The organism is Stutzerimonas sp. VN223-3 (genome assembly GCF_045999685.1).
Taxonomy (GTDB): domain Bacteria; phylum Pseudomonadota; class Gammaproteobacteria; order Pseudomonadales; family Pseudomonadaceae; genus Stutzerimonas; species Stutzerimonas stutzeri_AR.
The window spans coordinates 1,243,008-1,267,849 of record NZ_RBEC01000001.1 but is presented as its reverse complement, the minus strand read 5'-3'; the positions used below and the strand labels follow the sequence as shown (position 1 = coordinate 1,267,849).

The following is a 24,842-nucleotide window of genomic DNA, read 5'->3' as shown; positions in this document are numbered from 1 at the left end:
CGCGCCCCGACGCCTAAAGCCGGTACTGGAACGCGACAAACAACAGGCTGGACCGCAATTGGAATCAACGTTTTCCGGCGTCCAGTAGTCGAATCAGAACAATTACAAGACAGGTGGCACATGAACTACTCCGGCCTCAACTTTGCCCTCGGTGAAACCGTCGACATGCTGCGCGATCAGGTACGCGGATTCGTTGCCGATGAACTGGCGCCCCGCGCCGAGTCCATCGACCGTGACAACCTGTTCCCCAGCGACATGTGGCGCAAGTTCGGCGACATGGGCCTGCTCGGTATCACCATAGACGAGGAATATGGCGGCGCCGGCATGGGCTACCTGGCGCACGTCATCGCTCTCGAGGAAATCAGCCGCGGATCGGCCTCAGTGGGGCTGTCCTATGGCGCGCATTCCAACCTCTGCGTCAACCAGATCAACCGCAACGGCACGCCGGAGCAGAAGGCGAATTACCTGCCCAAACTGGTTTCTGGCGAGCACGTCGGCGCGCTGGCGATGAGCGAGCCGAACGCCGGCTCCGATGTGGTTTCGATGAAGCTGCGCGCCGATCGCAAGGGCGACCGCTTCGTGCTCAACGGCAGCAAGACCTGGATCACCAACGGCCCGGACGCCAACACCTACGTGATCTACGCCAAGACCGACCTGGACAAGGGCGCGCACGGCATCACCGCCTTCATCGTCGAGCGCGACTGGAAGGGTTTCTCGCGCGGCAACAAATTCGACAAGCTCGGCATGCGCGGCTCTAACACCTGTGAGCTCTTCTTCGATGACGTCGAGGTGCCGGAAGAGAACGTGCTGGGTGTCGAGAACGGCGGCGTCAAGGTGCTGATGAGCGGTCTGGATTACGAGCGCGTGGTACTTGCCGGCGGCCCGGTTGGGATCATGCAGGCCTGCCTGGACGTGGTGGTGCCCTACATCCACGACCGCAAGCAGTTCGGTCAAAGCATCGGCGAGTTCCAGTTCATCCAGGGCAAGGTCGCCGACATGTACACCCAGCTCAACGCCAGCCGCGCCTATCTTTACACCGTGGCCCAAGCCTGCGACCGCGGCGAAACCACCCGCAAGGACGCCGCCGGCGTGATTCTCTATACCGCCGAAGCGGCGACACAGATGGCACTGCAGGCGATCCAGATCTTGGGCGGCAACGGCTACATCAACGAATTCCCGACCGGCCGTTTGCTGCGCGACGCCAAGCTCTACGAGATCGGCGCCGGCACCAGTGAGATCCGCCGCATGCTGATTGGCCGCGAGTTGTTTAACGAGACCAAATAAAGACAAACAAGGCGTTGAGACGAGACGCGGTAGGGTGGGCTTCAGCCCACCGTTGCGGACTTGCGGTGGGCTGAAGCCCACCCTACGGGCTGTATCGTCCAGCGCATTTCGAGGGCTCCACATGGCCATCCTGAACACCCAAATCAACCCCCGCTCGCCGGAATTCGCTGCCAACCGCGACGCGATGCTGGAACAGGTCGAAAACCTGCGCGCCTTGCTCGGCAAGGTCAGCGAAGGCGGTGGCGAGAAGGCCCAGCAACGCCATGTTGCACGCGGCAAACTGCTGGTGCGTGACCGCATCAACGCTCTCCTCGACTCCGGTTCGGCCTTTCTCGAAGTTGCGCCGCTGGCCGCTTACGAGGTTTACGGTGAAGACGTCGCCGCCGCGGGCGTAGTCGCCGGCATTGGCCGGGTCGAAGGCGTCGAATGCATGATCATCGCCAACGATGCGACGGTAAAAGGCGGCAGCTACTACCCGCTCAGCGTGAAAAAGCACCTGCGCGCCCAGGCCATCGCCCAGCAGAATCGTCTGCCATGCATTTACCTGGTGGATTCCGGTGGCGCCAACCTGCCGCGTCAGGACGAGGTCTTCCCGGACCGTGAGCACTTCGGCCGCATCTTCTTCAACCAGGCCAACATGAGCGCCATGGGCATCCCGCAGCTGGCCGTGGTGATGGGCTCCTGCACTGCCGGCGGGGCCTATGTACCGGCGATGGCGGATGAAACCATCATGGTGCGCAACCAGGCGACCATCTTTCTCGCCGGCCCGCCGCTGGTCAAAGCCGCCACCGGCGAAGTGGTGACCGCCGAGGACCTGGGCGGCGCCGACGTGCACTGCAAGACCTCCGGCGTTGCCGACCATTACGCCGAAAACGACGAACACGCGCTGGCCATCGCCCGCCGCTGCGTGGCCAACCTCAATTGGCAAAAACTCGGCCAATTGCAGGCTCGTCAGCCGCGGGCACCGCTATATGCCGCGGACGAGCTCTACGGCGTGATCCCTGCGCAATCCAAGCAGCCCTATGACGTACGCGAAGTGATCGCGCGGCTGGTGGATGGCAGCGAATTCGATGAATTCAAGGCCCTGTTCGGCACCACGCTGGTTTGCGGCTTCGCCACATTGCATGGCTACCCGATCGCGATCCTGGCGAACAACGGCATCCTCTTCGCCGAGGCTGCACAAAAAGGCGCGCACTTTATCGAACTGGCCTGCCAGCGCGGCATTCCGCTGTTGTTCCTGCAAAACATCACCGGTTTCATGGTCGGGCAGAAGTACGAGACCGGTGGCATCGCCAAACACGGCGCCAAGCTGGTCACTGCCGTGGCCTGCGCTCAGGTGCCGAAGTTCACGGTGGTCATCGGCGGCAGTTTTGGCGCGGGCAACTACGGCATGTGCGGTCGCGCCTACGACCCGCGTTTTCTGTGGATGTGGCCCAACGCGCGCATCGGCGTGATGGGCGGCGAGCAGGCCGCTGGCGTGCTGGTGCAAGTAAAGCGCGAACAGGCCGAGCGCAGCGGGCATTCTTTTTCCGATGAAGCGGAAGCAGAGCTTAAGCAGCCGATTCTCGAACAGTACGAGCGCCAGGGGCATCCCTACTATTCCAGTGCACGGCTGTGGGACGACGGCGTGATTGATCCGGCACAGACGCGTGACGTGCTGGGCCTGGCGATCTCGGCCAGCCTCAACGCACCGATCGAGCCGACCCGATTTGGCGTATTCCGGATGTGAGCGGCGCTCACGCCCCTAGTGATCGAGGATTTTGCCGCCATGACCGATTTCACCACCGTACAACTGGAAAAAGACCCGCGCGGCTTCGCCACTCTCTGGCTCAACCGCCCGGAAAAGAACAATGCCTTTAACGCCGAGATGATTCGCGAGCTGGTGCTCGCCATAGATCAGGTACAGGCGGACAAAAGCCTGCGCTTCCTATTATTGCGCGGTCGCGGCAAGCACTTCTCGGCGGGCGCCGACCTCGCCTGGATGCAGCAGTCGGCCAAGCTGGACTTTGAGGCCAATCTCACCGATGCCCGTGAGCTGGCTGAGATGATGTACAGCCTCTACCACTTGAAGCTGCCGACACTTGCGGTCGTGCAAGGCGCGGCCTTCGGCGGCGCTGTCGGGTTGATCGCCTGCTGTGACATGGCGATCGGCGCCGCTGATGCGCAAATCTCATTGTCCGAAGTGCGCATCGGCTTGGCGCCGGCGGTGATCAGCCCCTTCGTGGTCAAGGCCATCGGCGAACGCGCCACGCGCCGTTATGCCATGACGGGTGAGCGTTTCAGCGGCGAGCGGGCGCGTGAGCTTGGCCTGCTGTCCGAAACTTATGCCGCGGCCGAGCTGGACGACAGCCTCAACAGCTGGATCGGCAACCTTCTGCTCAACAGCCCACAGGCCATGCGTGCCAGCAAGGATCTGCTGCGTGAAGCCAGCAGCGGCTCGCTCAGCCCTGCCCTGCGCCGCTACTCCGAAAACACCATTGCGCGTATCCGCGTCAGCCCAGAGGGCCAGGAAGGGCTGAACGCCTTTCTGGAAAAGCGCAAACCGGCTTGGTTGGGGGACGCTTGATGTCCGGGTTCGTCTGGAATTCCGCCCCCTCTCCCCAGCCATCTCCCCAAGGAGGAGAGGGGGTTGTTTCGTACAGCGTCTGGGCCACGACGCTAGCTCGCAGCTACGGCAACCATGCTCGCCTTGCCACGTCAATCAGGCGAGCCACCGTCTGCCAAACCACACCACTCCCTCGCCTCACCCCGTCATCCCCTCGCCCCTTTGGGGAGAGGGCTAGGGTGAGGGGAAACATGCTCAAGGCCACGCAGGAGCCACAACAATGATAACCACCCTCCTCGTCGCCAACCGCGGCGAGATCGCTTGTCGCGTGATGCGCACCGCCAGGGCCATGGGCCTGACCACCGTCGCCGTGCACAGCGCCATCGACCGCGACGCACGGCACTCCCGCGAAGCCGACATCCGCATCGATCTCGGCGGCGCCAAGCCGGCTGAAAGCTACCTGCGAATCGACAAACTGATCGCCGCCGCCAAGGCCAGCGGTGCTCAGGCAATCCACCCTGGCTATGGCTTCCTTTCCGAGAACGCTGAGTTCGCCCGAGCCATCGAAGACGCCGGACTGATCTTCCTCGGCCCGCCCGCATCGGCCATTGACGCCATGGGCAGCAAATCCGCAGCCAAGGCGCTGATGGAAACAGCCGGCGTGCCATTGGTGCCCGGCTATCACGGCGAAGCCCAGGACGTGGAAACTTTTCGCGCTGCTGCGCAGCGGATCGGCTACCCGGTACTGCTCAAGGCCACCGCAGGCGGCGGCGGTAAGGGCATGAAGGTCGTCGAGCGCGAAGCCGAGCTGGCCGAAGCGCTGCAATCGGCCCAACGTGAAGCGCAGTCCTCGTTCGGCGACTCACGCATGTTGGTCGAGAAGTACGTGCTCAAGCCTCGCCACGTGGAGATCCAGGTATTCGCCGACCAGCATGGCAACTGCCTGTATCTCAACGAGCGTGATTGCTCGATCCAGCGGCGCCATCAGAAAGTCGTCGAAGAAGCGCCGGCACCGGGCCTCTCGCCGGAGCTGCGCCGCGCCATGGGCGAAGCGGCGGTCAAGGCCGCGCAGGCCATCGGTTATGTCGGCGCAGGCACCGTGGAATTTCTGCTCGACGCCCGCGGCGAATTCTTCTTCATGGAGATGAACACGCGCCTGCAGGTCGAGCATCCGGTCACCGAATCCATCACCGGCCTCGATCTGGTCGCCTGGCAGATCCGCGTCGCCCGTGGCGAACCGCTGCCGATCACCCAACAGCAGGTGCCGCTGAACGGCCACGCCATCGAGGTGCGGCTGTATGCCGAAGACCCGGATAACGACTTCCTGCCCGCTACCGGCACCCTCGATTTGTACCGCGAATCCGCTTCAGGTCCGGGTCGCCGTGTCGACAGCGGCGTGGCCGAAGGCGATGTGGTGTCGCCCTTCTACGATCCGATGCTGGGCAAGCTGATCGCCTGGGGCGAGAACCGCGAGGAAGCGCGGCTGCGCCTGTTATCCATGCTCGATGAAACCTACATTGGCGGCGTGCGCACCAACCTCGCCTTCCTGCGTCGCGTGGTCGGCCACCCTGCCTTCGCGGCGGCGGAGCTGGACACCGGTTTCATCCCCCGTCACGAAGCCGAGCTGATGCGCAAACCTGGCGAACTGGCCGATGAATTCTGGCAGCTGGCTGGCGAGCTGTTCGTGCAGAGCGAACCGGCCAAGGTCCGTGAAGACGACCTGCACTCGCCTTGGGCAAAGCGTGATGGACTGCGTTTCGGCATGCCGGCACGGATTGGCGTGCATCTGCAATGCAATGGCGAAAGCCGCCTGGTACACATTAATGCTGATGCCCGTAGGAGCGAGCTTGCTCGCGAATCAACCTCCTCGGAAACCGCCTTCGCGAGCAAGCTCGCTCCTACAAAAGCAGAAGCCCTGCGCAGGCCGAAGGCGATTCGTCAGGGCCAAACTCTTTATCTGGAATGGAACGGCGAGCTGCAAGCCGTGACGGCGTTCGACCCCATCGCCGAAGCCGAGGCCAACCACCAGCATCATGGCGGCCTGACCGCACCCATGAACGGCAGCATCGTTCGGGTGTTGGTCGAGGCCGGGCAGAGCGTCGAGGCTGGTGCCACACTGGTCGTGCTGGAAGCGATGAAGATGGAGCACAGCATCAGAAGCCAGCAGGCCGGTGTGGTTAAAAGCCTGTTCTGCGCTGAAGGCGATATGGTCAATGAGGGAACGGTGTTGCTGGAGATGGAAGAGGCCTGACGCTTTCGGATTGGTGGGCTGAAGCGGAACGCCGCCCGGCGCACCCTCATAGCTGTGACACGGCACGTATTGCCCGGCAATTGGTGGGCTAAAGCCCACCCTACGGAAGACAGCACCGTAGAGTGGTACCGGAGGTATTCCGCTTGGGTCCACCGGACGCGTAGGGTGGGCTTCAGCCCACCAGAAAACTAACAAAACAGGTGAAGACGCTACGACGCCCGCCCCCATGGAGCATTTATGAACCTGCCCAAACACGTCCGCTTGGTAGAAGTCGGCCCCCGCGACGGCCTGCAGAACGAAAAGCAGCCCATCAGCATCGCCGACAAGGTGCGGCTGGTGGACGATCTCAGCGCTGCCGGCTTGCAATACATCGAGGTCGGCAGCTTCGTGTCGCCCAAATGGGTGCCGCAGATGGCCGGCTCGGCCGAAGTCTTCGGGCAGATCAGGCAGAAGCCCGGCGTGACCTATGCGGCGCTGACGCCGAATCTGAAAGGCCTCGAAGCGGCCATTGCAGCAGGGGTCAGCGAAGTCGCGGTATTCGGCGCCGCCTCCGAAGCCTTTTCGCAGAAGAACATCAATTGTTCCATCGATGAGAGCTTGGCGCGCTTCGCCCCGCTGATGGCGGCGGCGCGCGAAAACGGCATCCAGGTGCGTGGCTATGTGTCCTGCGTGCTCGGCTGCCCCTATGAAGGCGAAATCGATCCGCGGCGCGTCGCCCACGTCACACGCGAATTGTTCGCCATGGGCTGCTACGAGGTTTCCCTGGGTGACACCATCGGAACCGGCACGCCTGGCAAGACCCGCCAGTTGTTCGAGATCGTCAGTCGTGAAGTCCCGCGCGACAAGCTCGCCGGACACTTTCACGATACCTACGGCCAGGCATTGGCGAATATCTATGCCAGCCTGCTCGAAGGCATCTGCACGTTCGACAGCTCAGTCGCCGGACTCGGTGGCTGCCCTTACGCCAAAGGCGCCAGCGGCAACGTTGCCAGCGAAGACGTGCTTTACATGCTCAACGGGCTGGGCATCCATACCGGCATCGATCTGGATGCGCTGGTTGCCGCGGGGCAACGCATCAGTGACGTACTGGGTCGACGCAACGGCTCCCGGGTTGCAGGGGCGCGTTTGAGTGCAGAGTGATGGCAAACCTGATCGAACAAGTAGCCATATGAAAAACAAGAGGCCTACATGAACAAGATCTATCCTAACGCCCCGCAGGCGCTCGACGGTTTGGTCGAGGATGGCATGACCCTCGCCGTCGGCGGCTTCGGTCTGTGTGGCATTCCCGAGGCGCTGATCGCGGCGCTGCGCGACACCGGAAAGAAAGACCTAACGGTGATCAGCAACAACGCGGGCGTGGACGGTTTCGGCCTCGGCCTACTGCTGGAGTCGCGGCAGGTGCGCAAGATGATTTCTTCCTACGTGGGCGAAAACAAGGAGTTCGAGCGCCAGTACCTCGCCGGAGAGCTGGAGCTCGAATTTACCCCGCAAGGCACCCTCGCCGAAAAGCTGCGCGCTGCCGGCTCCGGCATTCCCGCGTTCTATACCCGCACCGGCTACGGCACGTTGATCGCCGAAGGCAAGGAAACCCGCCAGTTCAATGGTGACTGGTACGTGATGGAAGAGTCGCTCCCCGCCGACATCGCCCTGGTCAAGGCCTACAAAGCCGACAAGGCCGGCAATCTGGTATTCAACAAGACCGCGCGCAACTTCAATCCGCTCGCGGCAATGGCTGGAAAGGTCTGCGTGGTGGAAGTCGACGAACTGGTCGAAACCGGTGAGCTGGACCCTGACCAGATCCATCTGCCGGGCATCTACGTGCAGCGCATCATCCACAACCCGAACGCCGAGAAACGCATCGAAAAACGTACGGTGAGGAGCTGATCATGGCCTGGACACGCGAACAGATGGCGCAGCGCGCTGCGCAGGAATTGCAGGACGGCTTCTACGTCAACCTCGGCATCGGCCTGCCGACTCTCGTGGCCAACTACATTCCGGACGGCATGGACGTATGGCTGCAGAGCGAGAACGGTCTGCTCGGTATTGGCCCGTTTCCGACCGAAGACGAGATCGACCCGGACCTGATCAACGCCGGCAAGCAGACCGTCACCGCCCTGCCCGGCAGCGCCTTTTTCGATAACGCGATGAGTTTCGGCATGATCCGCGGCGGTCACATCAACCTCGCGATTCTTGGCGCCATGCAGGTGTCCGAGGCGGGCGATCTGGCTAATTGGATGATCCCCGGCAAGATGGTCAAGGGCATGGGCGGCGCGATGGATCTGGTGGCCGGGGTCAAGCGCGTCGTCGTGCTGATGGAGCACACCGCAAAGGGCGCTCATAAGATCATCAAACAGTGCGACCTGCCGCTGACCGGCGTCGGCGTGGTCGACCGGATCATCACCGACCTGGGCGTGCTGGACGTGACCGAGCAGGGCTTGAAACTCGTGGAGCTCGCCGATGGGGTGAGTTTCGAGGCGCTACAGGAAGCCACCGGTTGCCCGATTCGCCGCTGAGCCGGCTAGACGCTGGCCCGACGCCACTGTGCATAGCGTCCGGCCGCGTGTAGCCTTGCTCAACAACTACAGAACGACAAACCCCGGCTCGCCACGAGCCGCGATGAACACGCAAGACTGGATACTTAATGGCAAAGCAGACCTTCAGCATTTCCGATCTGGCCAACGAGCTCGACATCACCACCCGAGCCATTCGCTTTTATGAAGAACAGGGCATGCTCTCGCCGACGCGACGCGGCCAAGAGCGCGTCTATACCCCCAAGGATCGCGTCGCCCTCAAGCTCATCCTGCGTGGCAAGCGTCTGGGTTTTTCGCTCGCCGAATGCAAAACCCTGATCGAACTCTACGATCCCAAGGCCGGCAACCAGAAGCAGCTGAATATCATGCTCGGCATGATCACCGAACGCCGTCAGCAGCTCGAGCAGCAGCAGTTGGATATCCAGCAAATGCAGCTGGAGCTGGATACTGCCGAAGAGCGCTGCCTCACCGCTCTGAAGGCGACCATGGACAAAGAAGCAAGCTGACCCCGACCATGCCAACAGCCCCGCACGCACTTTCGTAGGCTCTTACACGCCGCCGGTTCGCGAGCAAGCTCGCTCCTGCAATCCTGTGCGGCATGGTTACTGGATGCATACAAACACAGCCAACAAACGCGAACGTCGCTTGGCCTTTCGCAGGAGCGAGGTTGCTTGCAATTCGGGCCGCTCGCAGCAACCTCGCCGACACCAGCACGCCGGCTTCTGACCAACCTCCGCGCCTATCCCATCTTAATCGTCCAAAAAGCCAGACAGGTTTCCAGCGTTCTGGACATTGCTAAAGACAACCCATACGAGTGTCCATCGAGCTGGACACCGGCGTCTCGGCCAATTAGCCGAAACGCCTCTAAAACGCGGGTTGCAGCATTTTTTTAGAGTCAGGCACAGAACCTGCTAAGCGATAAGGGCTAGAGGCCAGAAACACCTGGCGGACACGACCGGATGTCGTTCTTCCGCCTTCCGGCTGCGTCACCGCACCGGGCCGCAACTCTTCTGGTTACCAAAACAACAAAAACAAGGAAACCTGCAATGTCTGTAAAGAAAAAGCTATCCCGTCTCGCTTGCGCCATCGGCGCAACCACCCTCCTCAGCGCCACGCTGGTTAGCGGTAACGCGATGGCGACCGAGAAGATCCGCTGGCAGGTGCCGCTGGCGTTCCCTTCGCACCTCGTTGGCCTGACCACGCCGGTCAAGCATCTATCCGAATCGCTAAAAGCCATTTCCGGCGGCGATATCCAGTTGCGCTACTACGAGCCCGGTGAGCTGGTACCGCCATTCGAAATCATGGATGCGGTGAGCAATGGCAAGTATCCGGCAGGCTACACCTGGATCGGTTACGACCAAGGCACCATCGCATCGCTTCCGTTGTATTCCGGGGCTCCGTTCAACATGGAACCGCCGGCCTACCTGGCCTGGTATTACGAAGGCGACGGCAAGAAGCTGCTCGAAGAAATCTACGCCGAACGCAACATTCATCCGATGCTGTGCAGCATCATCGGCCCAGAGGGCGCCGGTTGGTTCGCCAAGCCGATCGAGAAGCTGGAGGACATCGACGGCCTGCGCATCCGCTTTGCCGGCATCGGCGGCAAGGTACTCGAGAAGCTTGGCGCCTCGGTCACGATGATCCCCGGTGGCGAGATCTATCAGGCGCTGGAACGCAAAATCATCGACGCCACCGAGTTCTCGCAACCCGCGATCGACAAGATGCTGGGCCTCGACCAGATCATCAAGAACTACATCATGCCCGGCTGGCACCAGACCCTGACCACGTCGCACCTGCTGGTCAACAAAGGGGTTTGGGACAAACTGGAGCCGCAAAGCCGCGCGCTGATCGAGATGGGTTGCGAATCCGCCACGCTTAAAGGCTTCGCCGAAAGCGAATGGGCCCAGCCAACAGCTCTGCGCGAGTACGAAAAGCAAGGCGTAAAAGCCCAGGTACTGCCGGAAGAAGTACTGCGTGAGCTGGAGCGCGTGACCAATGAAGTGCTCGACGAAATCGCCGCCGGGGACGAAATGTTCAACCGCGTCCTGACCAGCCAGCGCGCCTTCATGAAGCACCACTCCATTTGGCACGGCAAGGGTTACCTACCGCGCGACTACTACCAGTACGACTGATAGCTCCGCTGAGCCTAGTGGCCTGTGTGGCTAGTTCAGTTAGTCAAATTCGGATGCCTACGTTTGAACGTAAACGCAGCAGGCAAAGCCGTATCAGCCTGCGGGCGCGAACTTGAAAAGCAGCTAACCACACAGGCCATCAGGGGCACGGCGACGGCCGTGCCCCTCTTTTCCCTAGTACCGGATTGCCGAGGTGGCCGTGTCCGTTCATTCCGTTTCCCCCAACGACGCAGTGCCCGCCGCTAACGCGGATGGGCTGCCGCACAACAAACTTTCCTGGTGGCTGGACAAGACCATGATCACCATCGGCGAACTCAGCGCCTGGCTCTGGGTGCTGTGCCTGCTGGTGGTGCTGACCAATGTGTTCAGCCGCTTCGTGCTGGCGCGCGGCTCCATTGCGCTAGAAGAGCTGTCCTGGCACCTGTTTGGCGCCGCGGTGTTGCTCGCCCTGGCATACGCCGTGGTGCGCGACGATCACGTGCGGGTCGATGTGCTGAGCGAGAAATTCACCCTGCGCAGCCGGACCATCATCGAGTTGCTGGGCATCGTGTTCCTTGCCTTGCCAATCGTTGTGCTGATGGTCGACGCGCTGATTCCCTTCGCTTATCACGCGTTCGTCTATAGCGAGCGCTCGCAAGCGCCGAGCGGTCTGCCGCATCGCTTCATCTTCAAGAGCGTATTGCCGCTGGGCTTGATGCTGCTGGCTCTGGCTTTGTTCTCCAAGGCCACGCGCTGCAGCACGCTGCTGTTCAATTTCCCACGGGCCATTACGGCCCCCACGAATAACCGCGATCGCGGTCATTCGCAGCCCTGATGGAGAAGCCGTAATCATGGGTCTGGAACAAATTCTCGTCATCAGCATGTTCGCTACGTTCATGGTGCTTCTGCTGCTTGGCTTTCCGGTGGCCTGGTCGTTGGCCGGCATCGGGTTGCTGTTTGCCGTGCTCGGCCATGTGATGGTCGAACACTACGATGCCGATCTCTGGTTTACCTGGGATGGCACCATCGGCGTGCTGGATGCACGCATCTACGGCATTGTCGCCAACGAGTTGATGGTGGCGCTGCCGCTGTTCATCTTCATGGGCATCATGCTCGACCGGTCCGGCATCGCTGAGCGCTTGATGCACAGTCTGGTGCGGGTCCTCGGGCCATTGCGCGGCGGATACGCAATCACCGTGGTGCTGGTGGGCATTCTGCTTGCCGCCTCCACCGGTATCGTCGGCGCCTCGGTAGCGCTGCTGGGCATGCTTTCGATCGGACCGATGCTGCAAGCCAAGTACAACAAGAGCCTCGCGGTCGGCACCGCCTGCTCGGTCGGCACGCTGGGCATCATCATTCCGCCGAGCATCATGCTGGTACTAATGGCCGATCGTCTCGGTACTTCCGAGGCCTCCGTGGGCAAGCTGTTCATGGGCGCGCTGATTCCAGGCCTCATGCTGGCGCTGATGTACGTTCTCTATATCGTCGTCATAGCCTGGGTGAAGAAAGACTTCGCACCCGCGCCGGCCAACCGTCAAAAGCTCGATGCACGTGCGCTGCTCGACGTATTCTGGGCCGTGGTTCCGCCGTTCGCGCTGATCCTTGCGGTACTCGGCTCGATTTTCTTCGGCATCGCCACCACCACCGAAGCGTCCGCCGTCGGCGCGTTCGGCGCGATATTGATGGCTGCCTGCAGTCGCAAGCTGAACATGAGCGTTTTCAAGGATGCGCTCTACCAGACCAGCCGCACCTCGGCCTTCATCTTCGGCATCTTCATCGGCGCCACGGTGTTCGCCGCCGTGCTGCGCGGTCTGGGTGGAGACGATGTGATCCGCGATGCGCTCACCGGATTACCGTTCGGCCAGACCGGCGTATTGCTCACGGTGCTGTTCATCACCTTCCTGCTGGGATTCTTCCTGGACTGGGTGGAAATCACTCTGATCGTCCTGCCGCTGGTAGCGCCGGTACTGTTCTCCATGGGCGTCGATCCGCTGTGGTTCGCGATTCTCTTCGCAATGTGCCTGCAGACCTCCTTCCTGACACCTCCGGTAGGCTTCTCGCTGTTCTACATCAAAGGTGTCTGCCCACCGGGTGTGACCACTTCGGATATCTACCTTGGCGTGCTGCCGTACATCCTGATCCAGCTGCTCGCCCTGGCTCTGGTGTTTTTCTTCGCGCCGCTGGCGACGTGGTTGCCCAATGAAATCTACGCGCGCTAAAACCAGCTGATCGCGTCCCCGCCCGGCTGCCTTGCCCGAGGCAGCCGGTGCCTTCCATAATCGGCCGAACCCAATCGGATTGCTCTGCCCATGGCGATAGCACGCAACGACCTCGACCACAACGGCCTGACCATCGGCGTTTCTCCGGAGCGCTTTCGCGCCGTGGCGATGCCGCTGTTGTTCGATCACCTCAACGCTCAATGCGAAGGGACCATCGCGGTCAACCGCCAGGCCCGCATCGTCTGGATCAACGACAAGTACGCCGAGAAGATCGGCATCAGCGATCCACGCAGCGTGCTCGGCAAGGAAGTCGAAGAAGTCCTCCCGGCCAGCCGCCTTCGCGAGGTGATGGAAAACGGCCAGCCGAGCATGCTCGACCTCATGGCTTTTGGTGACGAGCATTTCGTCGTCACTCGCATTCCGCTACGAGACGAGGACGGCACGCTGGTCGGTGCATTGGGTTTCGTTCTGTTCGATCGCGCACGACATCTCAAGCCGTTGATGAGCAAATTCACAACGCTGCAAAACCAGTTGCTCGCCACTCAGAATGAATTGGCCAAGGCCCGCCGTGCTCGCTACACCATTGCCGGCTTCATCGGCACCAGCCCAGCCGCCAGCGAGGTCAAGCGCCAGGCGCGTCGTGCCGCCCAGCTCGACGCCACGGTATTGATTCGCGGCGAAACCGGCACCGGTAAGGAACTGTTGGCCCAAGGCATCCACAACCTGTCGCCACGCGCCAATGGTCCCTTCGTCGCGGTGAACGTCGCAGCGATTCCGGAAACCCTGGTCGAAGCCGAACTGTTCGGCACCGCACCAGGCGCCTTCACTGGCGCGGATCGCAAGGCACGCATCGGCAAGTTCGAAGTCGCCAATGGCGGCACCCTGTTCCTCGATGAGATCGGCGATCTGCCATTGCCTCTGCAGGCCAAGCTTCTGCGTGTGCTGCAGGAGCAGGAGATCGAGCCGCTGGGTTCCAACCAGGTCAAGCCGCTCAATGTGCGGGTCATCGCCGCCACGCATATAGATCTGGAAGCCAAAGTCGCCGCCGGACAGTTTCGCGACGACCTCTACTACCGCCTCAACGTGCTCGCGCTCAAGGTGCCGCCATTGCGCGAGCGCGCAAGCGATATTCCCGCCGTGCTCGAGCACCTGCTTGACGATATCGCCAATCGCTCCGGCCAAGCGCCGATGGAACTCGCCCCCGCCGCCGTGGCGCTGCTTTGCAACCAACCCTGGCGCGGCAACGTTCGTGAGCTGAGCAATCTGCTTGAGCGCGCCCAGCTAAATGCCGATGGCCCGGCGCTGGATGCACAGCACCTGTTGCCGTTGCTCGGAGAACAGAACGCTAGCGCCACGCCACCCGCACAAGCCATGCCCGCCACCATCGAACCACTGCCCGCCCAGGAAGCGACGCCATTGCAGCGGCTTGCCGAAAGCGTTGCCCAGGCCGAACGCCGTGCGCTGCAACACGCCCTGCTCGCCTGCAAAGGCAACCGCCGCCGCGCCGCGACAGAGCTGGGTATTTCCCGCGCAAGCCTGTATTCGAAGCTGCAATTGCATGGTTTGAGCGAGCGATAATCGAAGCGAAGCACCTCCAATGACACCACCACAACCGGAGGCTTCCGCGGCCGAGCTTCGGCCGCGGCCCATTCTCCGTCAGGCCTTCAGGCGCTCCATGTGACCGCCAAGCGCCTGTGCCAATTGGCGCAGTTCAGCGCTGGCGCCACGGGTACTCGTTACCGTCTGCCCGCCCGATATGACTGTGTCGCGGATGCCACTCACGCTGCGGTTGATTTCTTCGGCGGTGGCGCTCTGTTGTTCTGCTGCCGTGGCGATCTGCAGGTTCATGTCGTTTATCGAGGAAACCGCCAGAGTAATCGCGTTGAGCGACTCGCCAGCATGGGCAGCCTGTTCCACAGCCAGCTGCGCCTTGTCGGCATTGCGAACCATGCACTCGGCTGCCATCACTGCGCCCGATTGCAGACGCTCGATGATCGCGTGAATCTCACGGGTCGACGACTGGGTACGCTGCGCCAGCGAACGCACCTCGTCCGCTACCACGGCAAAGCCGCGTCCATGCTCGCCCGCACGCGCCGCTTCGATCGCGGCATTCAGCGCGAGCAAGTTGGTCTGTTCGGCCACTCCGGTGATCACGTCGACTACCGTGCCGATGTCCTGCGAATCCTTGGCGAGCTTCTCGACCACCGCGCGTGACTGAGCAAGATCACTTGTCAGCGCCTCGATTGCGCGCATGCTCTGCTCAACGACACGACGCCCGTCGGCCGCCTCCATTTCGGTCTGGCGAGTCGATTCAGCGGCGAGACCGGCGTTGCGAGACACCTCCTGCACGGTCGCGACCATCTGGTTCATGGCCGCCGCAAGACTGGCCGTCTCCAGTTCCTGTGATTCGGCATCGCGCTGAGCGCTATCGGTTATCTCGGCAAGATGATCGCTGGCGGCGACCAGCTTCAGGTTGGCCTCGGTAACCTGAGCGACGACATCGTTCGCCGCTTCGACCAGGGTATTGAAGCTTCGCGCCAGCAGCGCAAGCTCGTCGCGCCCTTCGACCGGCAAACGCACCGTCAGATCGGTTCGGCCATTCGAAGCCTCTTCGAGAGCGGCAACAGTGCGACGCAACGGCCCGGTGATGCTGCGGATCAGCAGCGTGCTGAATCCAGTCAACGCCAGAAGAATCAGCGCGCCGATGATCAGCGGCCCCTTCACCTCGCGGTTCACCGCTGCATCGATGTCGGCCGGATGGATGCCACTGGCTACCATCCAACCCCAGGGCTTGAAACCGCGCGCCTCGGTCAGCTTCGGTTCCGCTTCGCTGGCGCCCGGACGCGGCCAGAGGTATTCCAGTCGCATCGAGCCATTGCTACGCACACCCTCGACCAGTTGCTGCACGAAGGGCTTTCCCGCCTTGTCCTTGAGATCGCGCAGGTTTCGTCCGACCAGCTGAGGGCTGACCGGATGCATCAGCCAAACGTAGTCCAGATTGTTGATCCATAAATAATGGTCGCCCAGGTAACGGATGGTACCGATCACATCCATCGCGCCTGTCTGCGCTTGCTCCAGGGTGAGCTCACCGGTACGCGCGCGCTCCTCGTAGTGTTCCATGACACGTATGGCGGTCGTGAGAGCGGCATCTACTGCTGCCAATTTCTCCTCGGTAAGGCCGCGCTGCAGGCTCGTCACCATCCACAACGTGAACAGCACGACCACCAGGCCAAGACCGAACGTAAGCACCCAGACGCGCTGGGCAATACGGAACTGACGGAAGAATTTATTCATGACGGAATCCTTTTTGATTGCCGCGAGGCGACCATTCGCCTGACCACGGCCGGCTGGCCGGCTGGCCGGCACAGTCATAAGGCATCGTTCCATTTCATAAGGTGTGGCGCTGACCGGCGTCTGGCGTGGCCGGCTGGAATCGCAGGGTCGGAGGCCGGCTATTGCGCCAGCCAACCGCCGTCGACGTTCCAGGCGGCCCCGCGCACCTGTTTGGCCGCATCGCTGCAGAGAAACAGCACCAGCTCGCCCAGTTGCTCAGGCGTCACGAAGTCCAGCGATGGCTGTTTTTCCATCAACAAATCCCGTGTCGCTCGCGTCGGGTCGCCATGAACTTGCGCCTTGCTGTCGATCTGCTGTTGCACCAAAGGCGTCAGCACCCAGCCGGGACAGAGCGCATTACAGGTAATGCCGGTGGTGGCGGTTTCCAGCGCAACGGTCTTGGTCAGCCCGACCACGCCGTGTTTGGCGGCCACATAGGCGGCTTTCTGCGCCGAGGCGACCAGTCCATGCACCGAAGAGACATTGATGATTCGTCCCCAGTTGCGCTGTCGCATGCCCGGTAACGCCAAACGCGTGGTGTGGAATACCGAGGACAGATTGATCGCGATGATGCTGTTCCACCGCTCCACCGGAAAGTCTTCGACAGGCGCCACGTGTTGGATGCCGGCATTGTTGACCAGTACGTCCAACGCGCCGAATTCACGCTCGACCTGGCTAATCATGTCAGCGATCTGCTCAGCACTGGACACGTCGGCCGGATGATGCAGAACGCGCGTACCGTACGCCGCTACCTGGGCAACGGCGGCATCCACGTCGCCGAAGCCGTTGAGCATGATGTTCGCCCCCGCCTCGGCCAGCTTGCAGGCGATGCCCAGACCGATACCGCTGGTAGAACCGGTGACGAGGGCGGCTTTGCCTTTGAGAATCATGGCTGGCTCCGATTGCGACAGTTGGCGGTCGAGGGGGCGCTGCCAAAAGCGGCGAGCTGACTGTCAGCATAGCGGTTGCTACGGAAGGCGCTGGTTGCGGCAACAGTAAAGCGGGACGGCACAAAACCAGATGCTGGCGCGCCGGATAGCTCGAGAAGGGAATTCATCTGCGATTTTCCTTATTGTTCTTGTTATCTCGTTCGGCTAGCCCTATCGGGCCCGAGGCATCTGATTAATGCATCAGAAACAAGCGAGACCCTGAAGCTAGAGCGAAAGCCATGCCAGACCGGAATGCAAAGCAGCAGAAAGGTTGGCAAACCATTGCAAACCACGCACAGCAAGGCTGTTCAAGCACAGCCGGCTGCTAGGCGGACAGGGCCTGCCTGGAGGTAGCATGTCCAGCATCCTGTACATGCTCGCCATGCAATACACATCATGACGGCGCATGTCCTATTAGCTGGACTGCGCTGCCTCGCCGCATCGACTGCTCTCCGCTTGCAAACCGGTAGCTTGGAAAGAGAGCTTGTGCAGGTCACTTCCAGCCACGTCTAAACGGCGGTGAGGAAATATAGGCGATGGGTTTTACCCAGCCTGCGGTGCGCGACGGATCGTTATCTGACGAATGCCGGCCTGGTAATCTCGCCGGGCCTGGTTGTTATCGCAGCACGCCAGCAGGACTTGCCGAGAGCTGGACGCTCCACTTCCCGTTCGGACGCGGCTTCAGTCCATCGTCAGTAGATATTCGGTCAGCGTCCGGCCGCATGCTTCTATCCCATCGTTGGTAATCAGCTCGTAACCATGGGTGTTTTCCGTCGGGATTGCCAGGCAGCCGGCTCGCGCCGACGATCCCGAGCCAAGCACCGCGCTTGCATCAGACGCAAAACCTGGCATCAGGGCTGGCTGCGGTGCATAGCCGCAGCGCTCCGCCGCGCTGATTAGGTCGTCAGCGACCGACCTCGAATACAAGCCCTTCTCATCCCCGGTAAGAATGATCGGATCGGCACATAGCCGCGTGGCGTATTCGTCAGCAATCGGACCGACTTCCAGAGCGACCGATATGGCTCCCGGTAGTGTGCGTGCGGCATATTGCGCGCCCGAATTGGTTTCCTCTTCGTTTGTCGTCATCACAAAATAGACGTCCCGCTTGAGCTCGCCCTTGCGTGCAGCCAGCTGCTCGGCACTGCGAAGCGCCGCAACCACAGGCGCCCGGTCATCAAGGAAATGCGCGGCAATCGCATCGTGGACCCGGAAAGGACGTCGCCAATGCTGGCTCAGAACCACGCGGCTTCCGGGCCTGACGCCCATTTGCGTCAGATCCGCCTTGCTGCGTCGAGTGATGACATGCACGTCGGACCACTGCACGTTGCCACTGAGAATATGAGTCGATTGAGGCGACTCGGACGTGCCATGCATCGTCCCGAAAGACAGTACGCCGGGCAAGTTTTGCGACTCGCCCATGATGTCTACCGGGCACATGCCGAAGTTGACCGGAAATGCGCCGCCCAGCGCGACAATGTGAAGCCGGCCGTCTTCGGCGATGCGCTTTACCAGCATGGCGATTTCGTCCTGGTGAGCCATCACCCGTATCGCCTCACGCTGTGCGGCTTCGCGAGATACGCCCGGCGCACGGATCAATCCGATGAGGTTGTTGGCCGGGTCGAGCCAGACTTCGTCACAGCTCGACTCCAGTTCTCTACGACAAATCGTCCGCACTTCCTCTTCTTGACCACCCGGCCCGCGAGCAATCAGAAGTTCTTCAAGCAGGGCAAAATCCGCCTCAATCGACATGTGGTCTCCATTGGTTATCTCTCCATCGCTGTGACATCAAGCGGCCGGGAGCGTGCCACGTGCATCTGAAGGCAGTGATCGTCGATCTACAGCTAGGTGTGACTCGCTTTTATTACCGCGAGCAGGCGAAGATTCGCTGGTCTATGTTAGTAAGACATCGATGCCAGAGCCCTGGCGCCAGAGAGGACGAGACAAGCCATGACTGACGACACTGGAAAGTTGGTACTGCGGGTATCGGTAGGTGTGTTGATGCTGTTGCACGGCATCTTCAAGTTGCAAAACGGGGTCGGTGGGATTGCGGGAATGCTGGGCGGACACGGACTGCCCGCGTTTCTCGCGTACGGCGTGTATCTGGGCGAGGTGGTCGGGCCTTTATTGGTGATCATCGGCCTGTTTACACGCGTGGGTGCAGTGCTGATGGTCGGCAACATGCTGGTCGCCTTCGCCCTGGCACATATGTCGGAGCTATTCTCGCTCGGCAAGATGGGCGGCTGGGCGCTGGAGCTGCAGGGGATGTTCCTCTTCGGTGCCATCACCATTGCCCTGCTCGGTGCCGGTAGGTTCAGCGTGGGCGGGATCAACGGGCGATACAACTAGCACCACGGCGCCGGTTGCCAGTAAGGCCGGGCAGCGATCCGCACAAGCCCGGAACCCGCGGCCGCGCGGATCGTTACCAGTCACGGGATCAGCTTGCGCGCTCGCAGGCTGGCGAACACGTCGAAGAAGGCTTGATCGCTGGCCTGGTAATCGAGAAATCCAAGCCGGCGGCTCTTCGACATATCGGTCACCACCTCGATCGGACGCCCGAGGTCTGCGTCGGTATGCCAGGGCGATATGAGCTGGCTGATGTCTGTCTCGGCGAGCCCGAAGCGTTCAGCCATCTCCTGCCAGACGCCGGCATCCGTCGCCATCTGCTGCTCCAGGGGCGCCGGCTCTCTTTCAAAAGGTGCTGCTTCGATGCCGAACCACTCGGCGATGCGTTGCCACATCCAGCTCCAGCGAAACACATCCCCGTTGACCACGTTGAACGCCTCATTGGCTGCTGCAGGCGTCGTTGATGCCCAGTGCAGATGCTTGGCGAGCTGACGCGCATCGGTCATATCGGTAAGGCTGTTCCACTGCACCTCGGAACCGGGGAAACGGAACGGCCGACCAGTGAATCGGCAGATCGATGCATAGACTGCGAGGGTCGTCGCCAAGTTCATGGCATTGCCTACCGCGACGCCGGTGATCGTGTGCGGCCGATGCACGCTCCAGTTGAAGCCGTCACGCGCTGCAGCAGCGAAAAGCTCGTCTTCCTGGGCATAGTAGAAGTTCTCGACATTCAGACGTCCCTGTTCTTCGCGAAACGGCGTCTGCGGCAGAGCGCCCTTGCCGTACGCCTCGAATGGTCCGAGGTAATGCTTGAGCCCGGTCACCAACGCCACATGGCGCACTGTCGACGACGAGCGAACGGCTTCCAGAACGTTGCGGATCATCTGTGCGTTGACGCGAATGTTCTCCGCTTCGCTGGCCTGGCGCGCCCAAGTGGTGAGGTAGACATGGGTCGGCGCCAGGCCGCTCAGCGCGGCGCCGAGTGCTGACGGCTCCAGCAGATCTGCGCTAATCTGCGTCACGCCCGCTTCGGCGAGCGGTCGGCGCGCAAGCCCCGCCACTGGCCATTTTTCATCGGCAAGCAGGCGCGCAACTGCACTCCCTACGATTCCGCTCGCCCCGACTACCAGCGCATGATTTGCCATGGTTCGTGCCTCCAACTAAGAACAGGTGGGGCACCTTAACTGCGGCAAAATCGCAATCCAAGTCGGCACCAAAAGGTGACCACCCCCATGCAGCCTGGCTCTGACGAAGAACAATGGCGCGAAGATTGCGCACCAAGACGTGTGCTCGAACTCTTCGCGACCAAATGGACCAGCATGATTCTGCACACGTTGCATGCCCGGCATGGCGGACTCGCCCGCACCGGTGTGCTGCACCGAAGTTTGCCCGGCATCTCGAAGAAAATGCTGATCCAGATCCTGCGCGAGCTGGAGGCAAGCGGGCTGGTGGAACGCCATGCTCACGACACGGTACCGCCCGCAGTCGACTATGGCCTATCGCCGCTGGGCAAACTTATGGTCCAGCCGATCGAGCTGGTCTACGAATGGGCCCGCATCAATGCAACAGCCCTCGATAGCCTGCAACCCAGGCGAACCTCCCGACGCCGCTGAGCATGCCGAGGGCCAGAACCAACTGTCCGCGGGCGCACCCGCCGAATGGCATGGGCAATTCCGAACGCGCATCGCTATGATCTGAGCCCATGACCTCCTCAGCCCCAATCCGCCAACCCTGCCCGCCCGGCGCCTGCGTCTGCGGGCGTGAAGAATTGCTGGAAGCCCCTGACAGCGATTTGCGCATCCTGCGCCTGACCCGTCAGGAGGAGAACCGGTTGCTGGACCGACTGGAGAACCTGGCGAGCCTGGCCGACCTGGAGCGCATGCAGCAACGGATCCTTGAGCAGCTCGGCATTCGCCTGGAAATCGCACCGGGTTTCAACGAAGTGCGCAGCATGCGCGGCATCCGCATTGATATCGCAGAGCTGCCCGGCCTCTGCCGCAAGACCCGCCAATCGATCCCCGCCGCGATTCGGCGAGGGCTGGAGAAGCGGCCTGAAATCGCCTACAGCCTGCTCAACGCCCACGACCTGTTTCGCGATATTTGAAGTTGTCCGACAGCAACGCGGATCTCCGACAATAGCGCTCGCTGGCACCTTCTGCGATAGTTGCCCGAGTCAGCCGCACTGCGGTTGATACGCCGCTCACCCACAAGGTTTTCGGCGGTCGTGACGCATTGCGAGCCATGCTGCACCTACCATCCGCAGCCTGCAGCGTCCTTTCGCGCTACCCGCGCGTCCTGATGGCCGATCCGCCATCACCACAGCCGTCGCTGTTCGTCAGCGCCTGGCCGTTCGCCAATAAAACCAAGACTGATCCGAACAAGGACGCCTCATGAAACTGACCCGCTGCTTTACCGCGCTGGCCGCCGCCGCTGCCTTATCTGCCACCTTTGCCGCCTCAGCCCGCGAATACTCCGTCTCCACCGTGCTTTCCGACGCCTTCCCCTGGGGTCAGGCTGCGCAGAAGTGGGCTGATCTGGTCGAAGAGCGCTCCAAGGGCGAAATCACCCTGCGTGTTTATCCCAATGCGCAACTGGTCGCTGGAGACCAGACCAAGGAATTCTCAGCTATGCGCTCCGGCTTGATCGACATGGCCGTCGGCTCGACCATCAACTGGTCGCCACAGGTGCCGGAGCTGAACCTGTTCTCCCTGCCCTTCCTCATGGCCGACAACGCGGACCTCGACGCCATTACCCAGGGCGAGGCCGGCAAGCTCGCTTTCGCCGCCATTGAAAATCGCGGCATCGTCCCGCTGGCCTGGGGTGAGAACGGCTTTCGCGAAATATCCAACTCGGTGAAGCCCGTGAAGGCCCCGGCAGACCTAGCTGGCTTGAAAATCCGCGTAGTCGGCTCGCCACTGTTCCAGGACACCTTCAGCGCCTTGGGCGCCAACCCCACCCAGATGAGCTGGGCCGATGCCAAACCGGCGCTGACCACCGGTGCGGTGGATGGCCAGGAGAACCCCCTGTCAGTGTTCGATGTGGCGCGTGTCGATCAGGTCGGCCAGAAGTACCTGACGCTCTGGCACTACATGGCCGACCCGCTGATCTTCGCCGTCAACCAGCGCGTGTGGAAGCAGCTGCCTGAGGCCGACCGCGAGCTGCTGCGCCAGGCTGCGATCGACGCCGGCAAGTGGGAGATCGAGTTGTCACGCAGCGGCGAAGCCAAGCGTCTGGAAGACATCCGCGCGCGTGGAGTCGAGGTAACCGAGCTGAGCGATGCAGAGCATCAGGCTTTCGCCGAGGCGACCCGTAGCGTGCATGAAGCGTGGGCGCCAAAGATCGGCGCTGAACTGGTCGAAGCAGCCCGCGCAGCGATCGCAGAGTAAAACCGTTTTACCCGGCGGTGCGACGCCGCCGGGATTCGAGGAATTCCATGAACAATCGACAGGACGCGCGCCTTGAGCGCGTGCTGGCTACCCTGGCGCTGGTGATCATCAGCCTGATCAGCCTGGCCAATGTGGTGGTGCGCTATTTCACCGACGCCTCTTTTGCATTCACCGAAGAGTTTTCGGTCTTTCTTCTGGTCATCCTGACCTTTGCCGGCGCCTCGGTGGCGATGCGCAGCAACCGGCATATACGCATCGGCTTCGCCGAGCGGCTATTTCCGCAGCTGCGCGTGCCGCTGATTCTCCTGCAGTGGCTGGCCAGTGTGCTGGTGCTGGGCCTGGTGGTCTGGTTTGGCGGGCAATTCGCGCTGGAAGAATATCAGTGGGAATCGCAGTCACCCGGCCTCGGGCTGCCGAACTGGTGGTACGTGGTCTGGTTGCCGCTGCTGGCGCTGATGATGATCGTGCGTCTGAGCCAGATGACGCTGGATCGTCTGCGCGGGAGGCTTACCGATGAGCCCTGATTTGTGGATGCTCGCCAGCTTTCTGCTGTTGCTGCTGATCGGCGTGCCGGTGGCGTTTTCCCTGGCCCTGTCCGGCGCTATCGGCATTCTCACCGGCCTCTCGCCGGATATGCTCGCGACCCTCGGCACCAACACCTACAACGGCGTCGCCAAATACCCGTTGATTGCCATTCCGCTGTTCATCCTTACCGGCCTCGTTTTCGAGAAATCCGGCGTGGCGCTACGCCTGGTGCGCTTTGCCCAGGCGCTGATCGGACCGCGCCATGGTGGCCTGGCGATGGTTGCGATTCTGGTCTGCCTGATCATGGGCGGCATGAGTGGCTCAGGCCCGGCGGATGCCGCCGCAGTGGCAATGGTGATGCTGCCGAGCATGACCCGCGCCGGTTACCCGAAGCCGTTTTCAGCGACGTTGATTGCCGCTTCGGCATCCACAGCCATCCTGATTCCGCCATCCATCGCGCTGATCCTCTATTCGATCGTCGTGCCGGGCGTGGATTTGCGTGCGCTGTTTGCCGCAGGGCTGTTCCCGGGAATCATCGCCGGCCTGGTCCTGTTGCTACCGGCCTGGCTGTTGGCCCGCCGTTACGGCTGGGAAAACCCGGAAGGTGCCGAACGCCCACCCATAGGCGAAAGCTTCCGTCAGGCGCTGCCGGCGCTTTTCGCACCCGTGCTCATTCTCGGTGGCCTGCGCAGCGGCCTGTTCACTCCGACCGAAGCCGCCGTGGCGGGCGTTACCTATGGCGTGGTGATCGGCCTGTTCGTCACACGTGAGCTGGATTGGCGCAATCTCTGGAAGCTTTGCGGTGAAGCTGCAGTGATCTCAGGCGTGGTGATGCTGATCATCGCCCTGGCTGGCATCTTTGCTTGGGCCGGTACCATGCTCGGCACCTTCCGCCACTTGGCCGAGTGGCTGATCTCGCTGTCGGACAACGGCACGGTGCTGCTGATTCTGGTGATGATCGCTGTGCTGCTGGCCGGCATGCTGCTCGACGCGATTTCCATCTACCTGATCCTGATGCCCATCCTGATTCCAGTGATGCAGCACTTCGGCTGGAACCCGGTATGGTTCGGCATCCTGCTGGCGATGAACATCGCCATCGGCCAGTTCACCCCACCGGTCGCGATCAATCTGATGGTCACCACCGAGGTCGCCAAGATCCGCCTGGAACAGACGGTCGGCTGGGCCCTGCTGTTCGTGTTGGTGATGGGTAGTGCGCTGGTGCTGGTCGCGATCTTCCCGGAAATCGCGCTGTGGCTGCCGCGGGTGCTGGGTTACGAGGTCTGAAGGTAGTGCGCAGGGCGGTCCTTGGCTGCCCTGCGTGCGGCTTTTCAGAAGCAGCAAACAAAACAAGCGAGACAGCCACGTGCGCAGCAGTTATGCCTCGT

22 protein-coding genes are annotated in these 24,842 nt (G+C 61.7%); 18 read left to right on the top strand and 4 right to left on the bottom strand.

Translation table 11 applies throughout. The features are described 5' to 3' along the window. The first annotated feature begins 120 nt into the window (after positions 1 to 120). From D7241_RS05805 to D7241_RS05750, 12 genes are all read left to right on the top strand, one after another. Positions 121 to 1,284 carry an isovaleryl-CoA dehydrogenase gene (locus D7241_RS05805; protein ID WP_408100689.1) on the top strand — a complete coding sequence of 388 codons (1,164 nt, stop codon included), beginning with the start codon at positions 121 to 123 and terminating at the stop codon, positions 1,282 to 1,284. Between the two features lie 121 nt (positions 1,285 to 1,405). Next, entirely contained in the window at positions 1,406 to 3,013 is a 1,608-nt protein-coding gene (locus tag D7241_RS05800) for a carboxyl transferase domain-containing protein (RefSeq protein ID WP_408100688.1), read from the top strand. A gap of 39 nt (positions 3,014 to 3,052) precedes the next feature. After that, the gene (locus D7241_RS05795; protein ID WP_408100687.1) at positions 3,053 to 3,850 is read left to right on the top strand and encodes a gamma-carboxygeranoyl-CoA hydratase; all 798 of its coding nucleotides are present in this window, start codon (positions 3,053 to 3,055) and stop codon (positions 3,848 to 3,850) included. Between the two features lie 259 nt (positions 3,851 to 4,109). Beyond that, positions 4,110 to 6,080, top strand: coding sequence for an acetyl/propionyl/methylcrotonyl-CoA carboxylase subunit alpha (locus tag D7241_RS05790; protein ID WP_408100686.1), 1,971 nt, complete (start codon positions 4,110 to 4,112; stop codon positions 6,078 to 6,080). Positions 6,081 to 6,317: 237 nt separating this feature from the next. Next, the gene (locus D7241_RS05785) at positions 6,318 to 7,220 is read left to right on the top strand and encodes a hydroxymethylglutaryl-CoA lyase (protein ID WP_408100685.1); all 903 of its coding nucleotides are present in this window, start codon (positions 6,318 to 6,320) and stop codon (positions 7,218 to 7,220) included. 48 nt (positions 7,221 to 7,268) lie between these two features. After that, a complete protein-coding gene (locus D7241_RS05780; RefSeq protein WP_408100684.1) occupies positions 7,269 to 7,964 on the top strand; it encodes a CoA transferase subunit A in 696 nt (231 codons plus the stop codon). Positions 7,965 to 7,966: 2 nt separating this feature from the next. Beyond that, the gene (locus D7241_RS05775; protein WP_255975717.1) at positions 7,967 to 8,593 is read left to right on the top strand and encodes a CoA transferase subunit B; all 627 of its coding nucleotides are present in this window, start codon (positions 7,967 to 7,969) and stop codon (positions 8,591 to 8,593) included. A 128-nt stretch (positions 8,594 to 8,721) separates the two neighbouring features. Further along, the gene (locus D7241_RS05770; RefSeq protein WP_408100683.1) at positions 8,722 to 9,117 is read left to right on the top strand and encodes a MerR family transcriptional regulator; all 396 of its coding nucleotides are present in this window, start codon (positions 8,722 to 8,724) and stop codon (positions 9,115 to 9,117) included. A 540-nt stretch (positions 9,118 to 9,657) separates the two neighbouring features. Further along, a complete protein-coding gene (locus D7241_RS05765; protein WP_255975713.1) occupies positions 9,658 to 10,743 on the top strand; it encodes a TRAP transporter substrate-binding protein in 1,086 nt (361 codons plus the stop codon). 199 nt (positions 10,744 to 10,942) lie between these two features. After that, positions 10,943 to 11,557, top strand: coding sequence for a TRAP transporter small permease subunit (locus D7241_RS05760; protein WP_408100682.1), 615 nt, complete (start codon positions 10,943 to 10,945; stop codon positions 11,555 to 11,557). Positions 11,558 to 11,573: 16 nt separating this feature from the next. Beyond that, complete coding sequence (locus tag D7241_RS05755) at positions 11,574 to 12,941, top strand: TRAP transporter large permease subunit (RefSeq protein WP_408100681.1); 1,368 nt, start codon at positions 11,574 to 11,576, stop codon at positions 12,939 to 12,941. Positions 12,942 to 13,031: 90 nt separating this feature from the next. Further along, positions 13,032 to 14,519, top strand: a complete 1,488-nt coding sequence (locus tag D7241_RS05750; protein WP_408100680.1) for a sigma-54 interaction domain-containing protein — start codon at positions 13,032 to 13,034, stop codon at positions 14,517 to 14,519. 78 nt (positions 14,520 to 14,597) lie between these two features. On the opposite strand, the gene D7241_RS05745 is transcribed toward D7241_RS05750, so the two are convergent. From D7241_RS05745 to D7241_RS05735, 3 genes are all read right to left on the bottom strand, one after another. Further along, positions 14,598 to 16,235, bottom strand: a complete 1,638-nt coding sequence (locus D7241_RS05745) for a methyl-accepting chemotaxis protein (RefSeq protein ID WP_408100679.1) — start codon at positions 16,233 to 16,235, stop codon at positions 14,598 to 14,600. Positions 16,236 to 16,393: 158 nt separating this feature from the next. After that, positions 16,394 to 17,164, bottom strand: coding sequence for a 3-hydroxybutyrate dehydrogenase (locus tag D7241_RS05740; RefSeq protein WP_408100678.1), 771 nt, complete (start codon positions 17,162 to 17,164; stop codon positions 16,394 to 16,396). A 720-nt stretch (positions 17,165 to 17,884) separates the two neighbouring features. Beyond that, the gene (locus tag D7241_RS05735; protein ID WP_408100677.1) at positions 17,885 to 18,952 is read right to left on the bottom strand and encodes a M28 family peptidase; all 1,068 of its coding nucleotides are present in this window, start codon (positions 18,950 to 18,952) and stop codon (positions 17,885 to 17,887) included. A 198-nt stretch (positions 18,953 to 19,150) separates the two neighbouring features. On the opposite strand from D7241_RS05735, the gene D7241_RS05730 reads away from it, so the two are divergent. Then, positions 19,151 to 19,549 (top strand): DoxX family protein, encoded by a 399-nt coding sequence (locus tag D7241_RS05730; RefSeq protein ID WP_408100676.1) that lies wholly within the window; start codon positions 19,151 to 19,153, stop codon positions 19,547 to 19,549. Between the two features lie 80 nt (positions 19,550 to 19,629). Here the strand turns inward: D7241_RS05730 and D7241_RS05725 are convergent, their stop codons facing one another. Further along, on the bottom strand, positions 19,630 to 20,691 hold the full coding sequence (locus tag D7241_RS05725) for an SDR family oxidoreductase (protein ID WP_408100675.1): 1,062 nt from the start codon (positions 20,689 to 20,691) through the stop codon (positions 19,630 to 19,632). A gap of 87 nt (positions 20,692 to 20,778) precedes the next feature. Between D7241_RS05725 and D7241_RS05720 the strand changes: the two genes are divergently transcribed. The 5 genes from D7241_RS05720 (at position 20,779) to D7241_RS05700 (ending at position 24,741) form a co-directional block, all read left to right on the top strand. Beyond that, entirely contained in the window at positions 20,779 to 21,159 is a 381-nt protein-coding gene (locus D7241_RS05720) for a winged helix-turn-helix transcriptional regulator (RefSeq protein WP_408100674.1), read from the top strand. Positions 21,160 to 21,248: 89 nt separating this feature from the next. Further along, positions 21,249 to 21,650: a hypothetical protein gene (locus D7241_RS05715; protein ID WP_255975695.1), complete on the top strand. Its 402-nt coding sequence runs from the start codon at positions 21,249 to 21,251 to the stop codon at positions 21,648 to 21,650. A 286-nt stretch (positions 21,651 to 21,936) separates the two neighbouring features. Beyond that, the gene (locus D7241_RS05710) at positions 21,937 to 22,932 is read left to right on the top strand and encodes a DctP family TRAP transporter solute-binding subunit (RefSeq protein WP_408100673.1); all 996 of its coding nucleotides are present in this window, start codon (positions 21,937 to 21,939) and stop codon (positions 22,930 to 22,932) included. 47 nt (positions 22,933 to 22,979) lie between these two features. Continuing rightward, positions 22,980 to 23,456 carry a TRAP transporter small permease gene (locus D7241_RS05705; RefSeq protein ID WP_408100672.1) on the top strand — a complete coding sequence of 159 codons (477 nt, stop codon included), beginning with the start codon at positions 22,980 to 22,982 and terminating at the stop codon, positions 23,454 to 23,456. Continuing rightward, entirely contained in the window at positions 23,446 to 24,741 is a 1,296-nt protein-coding gene (locus tag D7241_RS05700; protein ID WP_408100671.1) for a TRAP transporter large permease, read from the top strand. The genes D7241_RS05705 and D7241_RS05700 overlap by 11 nt, the downstream gene beginning before the upstream one ends. Positions 24,742 to 24,842: the final 101 nt, after the last annotated feature.

Bases quoted from the DNA above. Each gene is read 5' to 3' on its own strand.
- D7241_RS05805 (WP_408100689.1), top strand. From the start codon at position 121: ATGAACTACTCCGGCCTCAACTTTGCCCTCGGTGAAACCGTCGACATG.
- D7241_RS05800 (WP_408100688.1), top strand. From the start codon at position 1,406: ATGGCCATCCTGAACACCCAAATCAACCCCCGCTCGCCGGAATTCGCT.
- D7241_RS05795 (WP_408100687.1), top strand. From the start codon at position 3,053: ATGACCGATTTCACCACCGTACAACTGGAAAAAGACCCGCGCGGCTTC.
- D7241_RS05790 (WP_408100686.1), top strand. From the start codon at position 4,110: ATGATAACCACCCTCCTCGTCGCCAACCGCGGCGAGATCGCTTGTCGC.
- D7241_RS05785 (WP_408100685.1), top strand. From the start codon at position 6,318: ATGAACCTGCCCAAACACGTCCGCTTGGTAGAAGTCGGCCCCCGCGAC.
- D7241_RS05780 (WP_408100684.1), top strand. From the start codon at position 7,269: ATGAACAAGATCTATCCTAACGCCCCGCAGGCGCTCGACGGTTTGGTC.
- D7241_RS05775 (WP_255975717.1), top strand. From the start codon at position 7,967: ATGGCCTGGACACGCGAACAGATGGCGCAGCGCGCTGCGCAGGAATTG.
- D7241_RS05770 (WP_408100683.1), top strand. From the start codon at position 8,722: ATGGCAAAGCAGACCTTCAGCATTTCCGATCTGGCCAACGAGCTCGAC.
- D7241_RS05765 (WP_255975713.1), top strand. From the start codon at position 9,658: ATGTCTGTAAAGAAAAAGCTATCCCGTCTCGCTTGCGCCATCGGCGCA.
- D7241_RS05755 (WP_408100681.1), top strand. From the start codon at position 11,574: ATGGGTCTGGAACAAATTCTCGTCATCAGCATGTTCGCTACGTTCATG.
- D7241_RS05750 (WP_408100680.1), top strand. From the start codon at position 13,032: ATGGCGATAGCACGCAACGACCTCGACCACAACGGCCTGACCATCGGC.
- D7241_RS05745 (WP_408100679.1), bottom strand. From the start codon at position 16,235: ATGAATAAATTCTTCCGTCAGTTCCGTATTGCCCAGCGCGTCTGGGTG.
- D7241_RS05740 (WP_408100678.1), bottom strand. From the start codon at position 17,164: ATGATTCTCAAAGGCAAAGCCGCCCTCGTCACCGGTTCTACCAGCGGT.
- D7241_RS05735 (WP_408100677.1), bottom strand. From the start codon at position 18,952: ATGTCGATTGAGGCGGATTTTGCCCTGCTTGAAGAACTTCTGATTGCT.
- D7241_RS05730 (WP_408100676.1), top strand. From the start codon at position 19,151: ATGACTGACGACACTGGAAAGTTGGTACTGCGGGTATCGGTAGGTGTG.
- D7241_RS05725 (WP_408100675.1), bottom strand. From the start codon at position 20,691: ATGGCAAATCATGCGCTGGTAGTCGGGGCGAGCGGAATCGTAGGGAGT.
- D7241_RS05720 (WP_408100674.1), top strand. From the start codon at position 20,779: ATGCAGCCTGGCTCTGACGAAGAACAATGGCGCGAAGATTGCGCACCA.
- D7241_RS05715 (WP_255975695.1), top strand. From the start codon at position 21,249: ATGACCTCCTCAGCCCCAATCCGCCAACCCTGCCCGCCCGGCGCCTGC.
- D7241_RS05710 (WP_408100673.1), top strand. From the start codon at position 21,937: ATGAAACTGACCCGCTGCTTTACCGCGCTGGCCGCCGCCGCTGCCTTA.
- D7241_RS05705 (WP_408100672.1), top strand. From the start codon at position 22,980: ATGAACAATCGACAGGACGCGCGCCTTGAGCGCGTGCTGGCTACCCTG.
- D7241_RS05700 (WP_408100671.1), top strand. From the start codon at position 23,446: ATGAGCCCTGATTTGTGGATGCTCGCCAGCTTTCTGCTGTTGCTGCTG.